Genomic DNA, 12,397 nt, shown 5'->3' on the forward strand with positions numbered 1-12,397 from the left:
TGGATAAACTTCAACAGTCGCTTCATATACAAGCGCGTCGTCTTTTAATTCAGATTTTTCAATGTTTGGCATACCAACAGCATTGATTTTTTCTTGTTGGATTGCTTCGAATACCGTGTCACGAATGATGTCGCTTACGACTTCTTGGTAGATACCCGCGCCATATTCACGACGAACAACATTTACTGGCACTTTACCTGGACGGAAGCCGTTGATCTTCACAGTTTTAGCAGTGCGTTTTAAGCGAGCTTCGAACTGCTCGTTAACACGGCTCGTCGGTACAGATACATTTAAACGACGGGTAACACCCGAAACCGCTTCAGAAGTTACTTGCATGGCTTCCTCAATATTTTGGTAATAACAATTTTAAAAAGTGCCACATTATATGACAACATTGAACGATATACAAAACACCTGATTGAAACCATATATTTTTTAATTCTTTTAGCAGTTTTTTATTTTCCCCTCATCTCCACATTCCCACCAAATTAAGTACAAAGTATTATATTTTTTATAGTTTTTGTTGCAAATGATAAATACTACCATTAAGATTTGCACCATAATTGAACATTTTTTCTTTTTTTTCTCGTCCGTCATTGGAACTCTAGTTATGAGTAAGTTTAATCTACACCCTCTTTCACTGGCATTGCTCGGGGCAATAGCCACACCTGTTTTTGCAGAAACAACAACTGAAGATTCATCCACCCACCAGCTTTCCACCATTGTGGTTTCAGCTGCTGGCTTTGAACAAGATATTAAAAATGCACCTGCCTCTATTAGTGTCATTACGGCTGATGATTTGAAAAAAAAAGGGATTACTAGTATCGCAGATGCTCTTACTGAAGTCCCAGGTGTAGATGTTAGAAATGGTCAAGGAAAAACAGGTGGCTTAAATATACAAATACGAGGCCTAAACCAAGCGTATACACTCATTCTAATTGATGGACAACGTCAAAACACATCTGGCTCAATTGGCCCAAATGGTTTTGGTGAGTTTTCCACTGGTTTTATGCCTCCTTTAGCAGCAATTGAACGCATTGAAGTCATTCGTGGCCCAATGTCGACACTATATGGCTCAGATGCAATGGGCGGTATTATTAATATCATTACTAAAAAGGTCAGTTCAGAATGGAGCGGTAATGTCTCACTCGAACAAACACTCCAAGAAAACTCAGACATTGGCAATAACTGGAAAACCAGTGCGGTGGTCAATGGACCTTTAATTCAAGACACTCTTGGTCTGCAACTCCGTGGTGATTTTTTCCATCGAGATAATTCTGAGCGTTTAGTTACGCCTAAAAAAGTAATTGATTTAGGTAGCCAAGGACGAGATCCTCGTACTGTAGAAGCAAATAACTACTCGATAGGCTCAAAACTGACCTATAAAATTGATGATAGTTTATCCACTTGGCTCGACTTTGATCATTCTGAACAGCGCTTTGACAATAGTGATGCACGCTTAGGTGAACATTATGATTATAGCCGTACAACAGGTTTACCTACAGGTATCGGTTCTTATAAGGATGAAATTAAGTTTTTAAGAGATCGTATCTCTGCTGGGGTTGATGCTGACCTGAATTTTGGTCAATGGAAAACTTTTGCAAGCCAAGTCAAATCTCAACAAGAAGGCCGACGCCTGCCTAAAGGTGATGTTCCTGAATATAACTATTATTCAGATGGTACAACTAACCGCAAATTAGAAAACACAGATTTAACTATTGATTCCCGTATTATTACATCTATAAAAAACCACAAAATTACTGCTGGTGTTGAATATAAAGATGGCGAAACGATAGATACTTCTGCTGGTAATGGTCAAGCCTTTACTCAAGATTCATGGTCAGTATTTACAGAAGATGAATGGCATTTAACAGATGCTGTAGCTTTCACCTTTGGTGGACGTTATGAAGATCATAGCGCCTTTGGTGGACACTTTACACCAAGAGCATATTTAGTCTGGAATACAAATGATAATTGGACACTTAAAGGTGGTGTAAGTACAGGATATAAAGTCCCTACTGCCAATGACTTGCACGATGGAATTAATGGATTTACTGCTCAAGGGAAGTCAGTATCATTAGGAAACCCCGACTTAAAGCCAGAAAAAACGACTAATTATGAAATTGGCTTCGTCTATGACGATTTGACCAATTTTTCATTAACAACAACGGCTTTTTTTACAGAATTTAAAGATCTGATCATTTCTGGCGCAAAAACATATGAAAATTGTTTATGGGAAAGCCGTCCTACAGGAAGCACACCCGCAAGTGATTGTATGACTGTCGGCAATTTCTCTTATCAAGAAAATTTTTCATTTCAAGGAAATGCTGATGAAGCTGAAAGCTATGGTGTAGAACTAAGTGCGAAATATGATATTTCACCAAGCTTTAATGTTAAAGCAAACTATACATGGCTGGAGTCTGAAATCACAAAAGGAGAAAACAAAGGACAACCTATAGAAAATACTCCACGTCATGCTGTTAATTTAACAAGTACATGGTATGTAAATGATCAATTTTCTACGTGGTTAGAAGCAGAATATAAGTCAAAACGAACACGTTTTACTGACCCTACGGCCAATACGGATACTATTCGTGAGGCTGGAATCACGGGTAATGAATTAAAAGCATATGAGCTATTCAATCTAGGTGCATCGTATAAGGTGAATAACCAAATTACTCTATCAGGCAGAATTAATAATTTATTTGATAAAGACTTTGGTGATTACAATACTTTCACCAACACCAAAGGTGAAACTGTAAATGCATTTTTATATACTAAAACAACAAGTGGTCTAGCTGGTACATACATTCCAGATCGTAACTATTGGCTATCCATTTCTTATGATTTCTAATGATACTTAGCATCATGTAAAAAACCTGCTTCGGCAGGTTTTTTTGAGAAGCTACATGGAGCATATAGATCCAACACAATTCCTTCATATTCATCAGACATTTTCAAAAATATGACTGATAAAAATATAGATTCTAAATTTCAATAATATTACAAAAATACAATCTACTTTTCCAATAGATATAAAAATCAATTAAATATGTTGATTTTATTATATTATTACATTTATTTTTCCAGTTTAATTCATTCTTAACATCTAAAATTTCAATGTAACAATTAGGAAACAAAAAATAAGAATCATTATTATTCGCATACTAATTTACAACGCTAGAACTAGACTCGTTATGGCCTTCATCAAAACACGTAAAAAGCTGGTTTCTTCAGCAATCGCTTCAACACTTTCAGTGATTGCAGTCAATGCTGTTGCGCAAGATCAAGTTACGCAACTAGAAACAATTCACACGGAAGCGGCAGCAGAACAAAGTTTGAAAGTCGATAAATCTGCAAACAGCAAATTTGTTGCTCCCCTACTGGATACTCCAAAGTCTGTTGCTGTTATTTCTAAACAGTTGATTGAAGACACTCAAGTTACAACGTTAAGCGATGCTTTACGTACCGTACCAGGTATTACCCTCGGTGCTGGTGAAGGCGGAAACCCAAATGGAGATCGTCCATTTATCCGTGGTTATAACTCAGAAAGTTCAATGTTTGTCGATGGCGTACGTAACTCGACGTCTCAAAACCGTGAAATGTTTGCGATTGAGCAAGTTGAAATTACTAAAGGTTCCGCATCTGCTATGGGCGGTGCGGGTACCACTGGTGGTAGCATCAACATGATTTCTAAAGTGGCTAAAAAAGGTGACTTTCTAGAAGGCTCTGTAGGTGCGGGGACGGATGATTACCAACGTATCACGCTAGATGGTAACAAAGACTTCGGCAATGGTATTGCAGCTCGTGTTGCTGTAATGGGTCACCACAATGACAAAGCAGGTCAAGAAGATGGTACTGAATATGCACGTGCAGGTATTGCGCCAAGTATTACTTTTGGCTTAGACAGTGATACACGTGCAACTTTAAGCTACTACTACCTCAAAACTGATGATACCCCTGATTCAGGCATTCCATATAACAACCCATTTGCAGCTACAAATGCAAAAGCGGGTCTAAATGGCAATGGTAAACCGATTGATGTTGAACAAGGTATGTACTACGGCTGGAAAGATCGCGATTTCCAAAAACAAGAAAATCAATCAGGAACCATCAAGCTTGAGCACGATCTTACTGATAATTTAACCATTACGAATACCGCTGTTTATAATAAATCTAAAAATGACTATCTTTGGACCAATCCAGATGATTCAAAAGGTAACTTTTATGATGCTACAGGAGCTTTAACAGGAAATGTTTGGGCGCGTACGAACTCACGTGTAGCCAATACAGATACCTTTACCGATCAACTGGCTTTAGCGGGTAAGTTTAATACTGGCCGCTTAAAGCACAGCTTTAACTTAGGTGTAGAGTACTCTGACCAAGAAACGGATCGTACCCAATATATTATTGATGGTTTGACCTCTACTGGTACTGCGAATAGCTCATGTAATGCTGCGGCTATTGCTTCAGGCTGGTGTACTTCTGTACAAAATCCTAATCGTGGGCAATGGACAGGTAGCATCAGTACAGAAGGCGCTGACCGTTATAAAATTGAAAATGAGAATACCTCTGTTTACTTCCTAGACAGTATTGAATTTAGCCCACAATGGATTTTAGATTTAGGTCTTCGTTGGGATGACTATTCTGCTAAGCAAACCATGACATATGGTGCTCGTAATAGCGCTGTTATTGCAAATCCAGCAACAGCAAAAGCTGGCGATAAAGTAGCGATTAAAAACGACTCTGATTTTATCAACTACCAAGTTGGCTTAGTCTACAAGCCAGTCGAAAACGGCTCGATCTATGCAAGTTATGCAACCTCATCAAATCCAGTCGGTGTAGATGGTGGTGATGGTTCAGAAGGTATTACGGCCGCTATTCAGAACTTAAAACCCGAAGAAGTTAAAACTTATGAAATTGGCACGAAATGGGATGTCTTGAATGACAAACTTAATTTAACTGCAGCCATTTTCCGTACTGAAAAAACCAATACGCGTGCAACAACCGACGAAGGTACAACCAAAAATATCGGTGAGACACGTGTAGATGGTATCGAACTTGGCGTGAACGGTAACATTACTGAAAAATGGACTGTATCTGCGGGTTATACTTATTTAGACAGTGAGCTTATTGATGGTGGTTTCGAAAATATAGGAACATCTTCAGCGCCAATTTACATTGCAAACCGAAGCAACGGTAACCAAGTTCAAAACGTTGCTAAGAACTCTGCGACACTATGGACCACTTACCAAGTAATGCCACAGTTGACTTTAGGTGCTGGCGCAGTAGCAATGGACAAAGTCTATGCGAATGCAGCAAACACCAAATTTGTTCCAGGTTATGTACGTTACGATGCGATGGCGCGTTATAACGTTAACAAAAATGTGAATCTTCAGTTAAATATTAATAACTTGACTGATACACGTTACTTCACTAAAGCGTATGCTTCTCACTATGCAACTGAAGCTGAAGGTCGTAGCGCAGTACTGTCTTTGAACTTCAAATACTAAGTGAACCGACTGAATCTCATGCATTCATGATCGAATTATATAAAAATAGCCTCTCTTTGAGGCTATTTTTATATATGCTTAAACATTAAAGATGTTTTTCCTTTTCAGCAGGCCGTATTGTGATCCACCATATTCCCCATGTGTTAAGCAAAGAACAAGTTCAATACTTTCGCCATGAAATGGCAAAAGTCGAGTGGATTGATGGTAAAAAAACCACAGGATCACTCTCAAAAAATGTAAAACAAAACCAACAACTCCCTGAAGATCACCCTCTCACTCAACACTTAGGCAATATCATTCTAGAAGCACTCGGAAAGCATCCATTATTTCTATCCGCCGCCCTACCCTTAGATATTTTGCCACCTTACTTTAACCGCTATGAACAAGGGGAAACCTTTGGTTTCCATGTCGATAATGCCATTCGTTGGATTGCTGGAAGCAAAGATCGGATTCGTACCGATTTATCCTGTACTGTTTTTTTGAGTGAGCCTGACGAGTATGAAGGCGGAGATTTGGTCGTAGAAGATACTTATGGTTATCATGAAGTAAAACTACCTGCTGGAGATATGATTCTATATCCATCGACTAGCGTACACGAAGTCACCCCTGTAACTCAGGGTTGCCGCGTGGCTTCATTCTTTTGGGTTCAAAGTATGATTCGTGATGATGCTGATCGTCATATCTTGTTTAATCTTGACCAAACTATCCAAAACCTACGTGTGCAACTGAGCGACCAACATGGAGAGGTGGTAAAGCTCACTAGCCTGTATCATAATCTGATGCGAAAATGGGCTGAGCTTTAAGTAAAACTAATAGAATTAGTCCATTTTGAAGCATGGATTGACTATGCTTCAATGGAAGCCATACACTTTTCATATAATTATAAGATATTGGTTTAACTATATTTTTACCATTTGTTTTAATTCACCATTATATTTAGTTTACTTTTCACCAATCATTATTGTTTTCCTTAATTAATAAAGATTTATTAAACATTATTTCCATACATACAAGTGAATTTTTCAGCCTAAAAACCATTGTTAACGATAATTATTATCAATAGAATTCGCAACCACAGTTACATAGCTTAACAATACCTCCATGATTACTGCACTTTATGGTTCGACCCGAACTGAGCAGTGATGGAACTCTGTCGTATATTATTTGGGACACCGACAATGGCAAAAATCAAAAGCCGTAAACATAACCGTACTGCACAATTTGTTGCATTAGCAGCTTCTCTCCCACTGATGGCACATGCAGCAACGCCAACAAAAGATGATTCAACTGTGCTACCTACCATTACAGTGAAGTCGGAAGTCGAAAGTAAATACAAAACAGACAAAGTTAGTTCTGCAAAATACACCCAACCTTTAGTTGATACACCACAAACGATTTCTGTAATTAAAAAAGAATTACTCAAAGAACAAGGTGCAACATCTCTAACTGAAGCATTACGTAATACACCAGGAATTACGTTACAACTTGGGGAAAATGGTAATACCAGTGCAGGCGATTCTTTTCAAATGCGTGGATTCGACACCAAAAACTCAATTTATGTCGATGGCATTCGTGATATTGGCGCCGTGAGCCGTGATATCTATAATCTTGAGCAAATTGAAGTCGTTAAAGGACCATCAGGGGCAGAAGCTGGTCGTGGTGGTGCGGGTGGATATATTAATCTCGTCAGCAAATTACCGCATTTAGAAAACAGCCAAGAAGTTTCTGCAACTTACAATACAGCAGAACATGCACGTCTTACTGCAGACATCAACCAAGCCCTTTCTGAAGGGTCTGCACTTCGTCTAAATGTAATGGGTCAGCAAGGCGGGGTAGATGGTCGTGACTATGTAGAAAATAATGGTTATGCCATCGCTCCATCTATTGCCTTTGGCTTAGATAGCGATACACGTTTTTATTTATATTCACAGCATATAGTACAAAACAATATCCCAGATGGTGGTATTCCAACCATTGGCATGGACGGCTTTTACTACAACAACACGGATACAAAACTAACCCAAGCACAAAGAGACATCATCAATACTGCTGTGAATGCAGCAGAACCTGTTGATCGTGAGAACTTCTACGGTAGCGTCAATGATTATGAAGACGTTGAAGCCCACATGTTTACAGCCAAAGTTGAAAGTGATCTAAGCAAAGGTGTGAAACTCACCAATATTTCAAGATTTGGTAAAACTGAAATGAATCGCGTCTTAACGGGAGTGAATGCTTTAGTCATTAGCAATCTTGCAACACCTAAAGATCCAGACTCATGGTCTGTAGCTCGAACTCGCCAAGGGGTCGATCAAGAAAATAAGATTTTGACCAACCAAACTACACTCAACATCAACACTCAAACGGGTGCGATTGAACATGACATCGTTGCTGGTTTAGAGCTCTTACGCGAAGAACAATACAATAAAACATTAAGCACACAAACCCCAGGGAAAGCTGCACCAAGCATTACATCTGCAAGTTTATACACACCTAACCCTTATCAAAGTTTACCAGACCTCGTCTACACGGGGGCATATGCCAATGGCCAAACAGATACTGTCGCGGCCTATTTATTTGATACTTTAAAATTTGGCGAACGTTTCCAGCTTAATGGTGGGGTCCGTGTCGATTATTACGACACCCAATCCGATGCTTTAACCGTCACGACGAATTCTTCTACTTTAGCCGTGACCCGCACACCAAGCCAGTTGAGTACGCATGGTACACTGGTCAGTTGGAAACTCGGTTCTGTGTTTAAACCAACCCCTGCAAGTAGTGTGTATGCTTCTTATGCGAAATCATTGACACCACCAGGTACGGCATTCGTTCTCAACAATAGTGCCAGCTCAGCCGCAAATGCTGCGAATGATCCAACTGTTAAGCCACAGGAAACCCATCATTATGAAATTGGGACAAAATGGACATTCAATGAAGACAAACTCATTTTAACTGCTGCGGCTTACCATACAGAAAATGAAAACCAAATTACTCAAGATCCGATTAGCTTACTGTACATTCCTGAAGGAAAAACAACAGTTAAAGGTTTAGAGTTAGGTGCTGTTGGTCAATTGACACGTGCGTGGAATGTCTCAGCAGGTGTTGCCTTTATGGACACAGAACAAGAGAACCAGCAAACCTATAATGCAACGACTAAAGTGTGGACTGAAAATAATTCAGTTCGCTGGTCGCCTGACTGGACTGCAACGTTGTGGACGACTTATAGCGTAGCTGGTTTTAGAGCGGGTCTTGGAGCACGTTATGTAGATGAACAAAAGCGTGCAATTAGCACAGGTTCAACCGCAACAACAACCATGCCTGTTATTCCAAGTTATGTGGTATTTGATGCCTTACTGGGTTATACCTTTAATGAACATGCCTCATTAAATCTAAACATCTACAATCTTGCAGATAAAGATTACATTAGTACGCTTAATAATAGCGGTGCACGATTAGTAATGGGACAACCACGCTCTGCGGCACTGACCTTTAACTATAAGTTCTAAGAACCAAACTAAAACGCGTTTAGACCTCAAACAAATGTAGTGTATTATCCCAATACACTACATTTTTACATTCAAATCTATCTTAGCCAATGGCCAGCTTGTCCCAAGGGGAGCCTAAAACGATATGATGCTACATATTCCAGCTGTGTTAACCAAACAACAAGTAGCGCAAATTCGACACCAACTGGATCATAGCCATGCATGGGTTTCAGGACAGGATAGCGCAGGTGCACAGGCACAAAAAATTAAAAGTAACTTACAAATTGATGTACATAGTGCAATTTATCAAACACTTCACCCTATACTTTCACAAGCCATCCAAAAAAACACTTTAATTCGATCTGCAACTTTGGCAAAACATGTATTAACCCCGATGTTTAATTGCTATCAATCCCTTGGCGCATACGGCAACCACGTGGATAGTGCAATACAGTTTAGCTCGGATGCAGGACAAGCAATTCGTACCGATGTTTCCATCACCGTTTTTCTGTCAGAACCGCATGAATATGAAGGCGGTGAATTAATCATTGAAGATCATTATGGTAGCCATGAAGTCAAACTCGACGCAGGCGATGCGATTATTTACCCTGCAACCAGTCTACATCGTGTTGAACCCGTGACCCAAGGGAAACGGATTGCTTCATTTACGTGGATGCAAAGTATGGTCAAAGATGATTGGCAACGCAGTATGCTATTTAACTTGGACATGACCATCTTAAAACTACGCCAACAGCTCGGGGACAGTGAAGAAGTGCTGAATCTCACTCACCATTATCATAATTTATTACGTCAATGGGCTGACTTATGAACCCTGCACCAATCTTAGCACCACTCACCCAAATTCCTGCCTCCCTGCAAACCGTTGCAGACTATGAGCGCCAAGCAGAAAAACATCTGCCAGAAATGGTTTGGCACTATTTGCAAGGTGGTTCAATGGATGAGCTCAGTGTTCAGAATAACCTCGCTCAATTCCAAAACCTGCACTTAATACCACGCATGTTAAGAGATCTCACTCACGGCAATACGAGCTGTGAAATCTTAGGACAAAGCTTTCCACATCCTATTTTTGTTGCACCGATTGGTCATCAACAGCAGTTTCATCCTGACGCAGAAGCTGCAACCGCGTTGGCGGCTGAAGTACTCGGCAGTAATATGATTTTGAGTACTTTTACCAATACCGATATGCGCACATTTAAATCAGAGAATCCCTACAAATGGTTTCAACTGTACTGGCAAGGTGACCGCGATAAATCTTTGGCTTTGCTTAAACTCGCTGAGGGACAAAATTTCACCGCCATTGTCATCACTGTAGACTCACCACATACAGGGATTCGTGACCGTGAACGTCGTGCATTTTTTCACTTACCTGAAGGCATGCAACACCCACATACCCCTGCTCATATTCCGCTACCTGAACTGCAAGAAGGTGATCATCCCGTGTTTAATGGCCTAATGAAAATTGCCCCTACATGGGAAGATATCGCGTGGATAGTTCAACAGACTGATTTACCCATTCTGTTAAAAGGCATCGTCAGTCCACTCGATGCGCAACTGGCCATTCAACACGGCGTACAAGGCCTGATTGTCTCCAACCACGGTGGTCGCGTTTTAGATACCTGCATTCCCCCATTGAAAGCCTTGCAGCTCATCAAAAAGACCGTACCTAGTGACTTCCCGCTTTTATATGATGGAGGTATTCGTCGCGGTTCAGATGTATTTAAGGCGATTGCCTTAGGTGCTTCCGCAGTTTTAGTTGGGCGACCGTGTATTTATGGTCTGGCCACCGCAGGTGCTTTAGGCGTTGCCCACGTGCTTAAAATCTTAAAAGAAGAGTTTGAAATCACCATGGCTTTGATGGGCACTGCAACTCTTGCAGATATACAGACAGATATGGTTATAGAGTTTTCATAACCCTCTATAAATAGCGAATGAAATGAATCAAATTCGTTATTTATAGAAAAATATCAAACACATTGAAAACATATGCGGAAATATTTCCCCTATAGCGCCCAATAGCGGGAAATATTTTTTCAGATACGACTAAAAGCCATAAAAAAAGAAAAATCTTTTCGACTTAACTGCATTAAACTCTTCAATATAAGCTTACAAGGTTACTCACGGTAAATCTAAGTCGTATCAAACATTTATGTTTACGCACTCCCTGAAGACTCCCTTGTAAATAGAGCACATAGACACAATCTATAGAAATAGTAGGTTGCTTTTTCTTACCCACTCAAATGCAACCCATACTATGTAAGGAGTTACCTCATGATGTTAGCTGATCCAAGTAAAAAATATCGTCGCATGTACCAACGTGTTGACTTGCCAGACCGTCAATGGCCAAACAACGAAATTACAAAAGCGCCTATTTGGATGAGTACTGACCTACGTGATGGTAACCAAGCAATTTTTGAACCGATGGATATGGAACAAAAATTTAAAATGTTCCAAATGTTGGTCAAAATTGGTTTCAAACACATTGAGATCGGTTTCCCTTCTGCATCTCAAATTGACTTTGACTTTACCCGCAAATTGATCGAAGAAAATCACATTCCAGACGATGTCTATATCGAAGTTTTGGTTCAAGCACGTGATCATTTGATCCAACGTACTTTTGAATCTTTAGTCGGCGCAAAACGTGCAATTGTGCATATTTATAATTCAAATGCCCCAACCTTCCGTCAAAAAGTTTTAAATGTCGATGTTGCGGGTGCGAAAAAATTAGCAGTTAATGCAGCGACCAAAGTTAAAGAATATGCAGCACAATATCCTGAAACGGAGTGGATATTCCAATACAGTCCAGAGTGTTTCTCTGCAACCGAATTAGACGTTGCAAAAGACGTGTGTGATGCAGTCACGGAAATTTGGGAAGCATCTCCAAGCAATAAAGTAATCTTAAACTTACCTGCAACAGTTGAAGTTTCAACACCGAATGTTTATGCAGACCAAGTCGAATGGATGCACCGTAACATTGAACGTCGTGATGGTGTCATCATTTCGGTACACTGTCACAACGACCGCGGCTGTGGGATTGCGGCATCAGAATTGGCGATTATGGCGGGTGCAGACCGTGTCGAAGGTTGTGTGTTTGGTAATGGCGAACGCACAGGTAATGTCGATGTTGCTGCAATTGCCTTGAACATGTATACCCAAGGCGTTGCACCAAACTTAGATTTCTCAAATATTAATGAAATTATTGCAACGGTAGAAGAATGTACAGGCTTGCCTGTTCACCCTCGCCACCCTTATGCAGGTGACTTGGTCTTCACAGCGTTCTCTGGTTCACACCAAGATGCCATCAAAAAAGGCTTCGAGTTCCAAAAGAACGAAGAAATTTGGGATATGCCGTACTTACCCATCGACCCGAAAGACTTGGGTCGC

8 protein-coding genes are annotated in these 12,397 nt (G+C 40.2%); 7 read left to right on the forward strand and 1 reads right to left on the reverse strand.

All coding sequences use genetic code 11. From position 1 onward, the window contains the following. On the reverse strand, positions 1-336 hold a 336-nt coding region (locus B4F08_RS14660), incomplete at its 3' end, for a trigger factor family protein (RefSeq protein ID WP_291375026.1). A gap of 274 nt (positions 337-610) precedes the next feature. Between B4F08_RS14660 and B4F08_RS14665 the strand changes: the two genes are divergently transcribed. From B4F08_RS14665 to B4F08_RS14695, 7 genes are all read left to right on the forward strand, one after another. Next, on the forward strand, positions 611-2,854 hold the full coding sequence (locus B4F08_RS14665; RefSeq protein WP_291375028.1) for a TonB-dependent receptor domain-containing protein: 2,244 nt from the start codon (positions 611-613) through the stop codon (positions 2,852-2,854). 343 nt (positions 2,855-3,197) lie between these two features. Then, positions 3,198-5,513: a TonB-dependent receptor gene (locus B4F08_RS14670; RefSeq protein WP_291375030.1), complete on the forward strand. Its 2,316-nt coding sequence runs from the start codon at positions 3,198-3,200 to the stop codon at positions 5,511-5,513. Between the two features lie 119 nt (positions 5,514-5,632). Further along, positions 5,633-6,316, forward strand: coding sequence for a Fe2+-dependent dioxygenase (locus tag B4F08_RS14675; RefSeq protein WP_291375031.1), 684 nt, complete (start codon positions 5,633-5,635; stop codon positions 6,314-6,316). A 375-nt stretch (positions 6,317-6,691) separates the two neighbouring features. Beyond that, a complete protein-coding gene (locus tag B4F08_RS14680; RefSeq protein WP_291375032.1) occupies positions 6,692-9,016 on the forward strand; it encodes a catecholate siderophore receptor Fiu in 2,325 nt (774 codons plus the stop codon). Between the two features lie 124 nt (positions 9,017-9,140). Then, complete coding sequence (locus tag B4F08_RS14685; RefSeq protein WP_291375033.1) at positions 9,141-9,824, forward strand: Fe2+-dependent dioxygenase; 684 nt, start codon at positions 9,141-9,143, stop codon at positions 9,822-9,824. Beyond that, positions 9,821-10,927, forward strand: a complete 1,107-nt coding sequence (locus B4F08_RS14690; RefSeq protein ID WP_086209944.1) for an alpha-hydroxy acid oxidase — start codon at positions 9,821-9,823, stop codon at positions 10,925-10,927. The genes B4F08_RS14685 and B4F08_RS14690 overlap by 4 nt, the downstream gene beginning before the upstream one ends. 357 nt (positions 10,928-11,284) lie before the next feature. Then, a partial coding sequence (locus tag B4F08_RS14695; RefSeq protein WP_291375035.1) for a 2-isopropylmalate synthase occupies positions 11,285-12,397 on the forward strand: 1,113 nt, incomplete at its 3' end.

The organism is Acinetobacter sp. UBA6720 (assembly GCF_002454215.1).
GTDB lineage: Bacteria > Pseudomonadota > Gammaproteobacteria > Pseudomonadales > Moraxellaceae > Acinetobacter.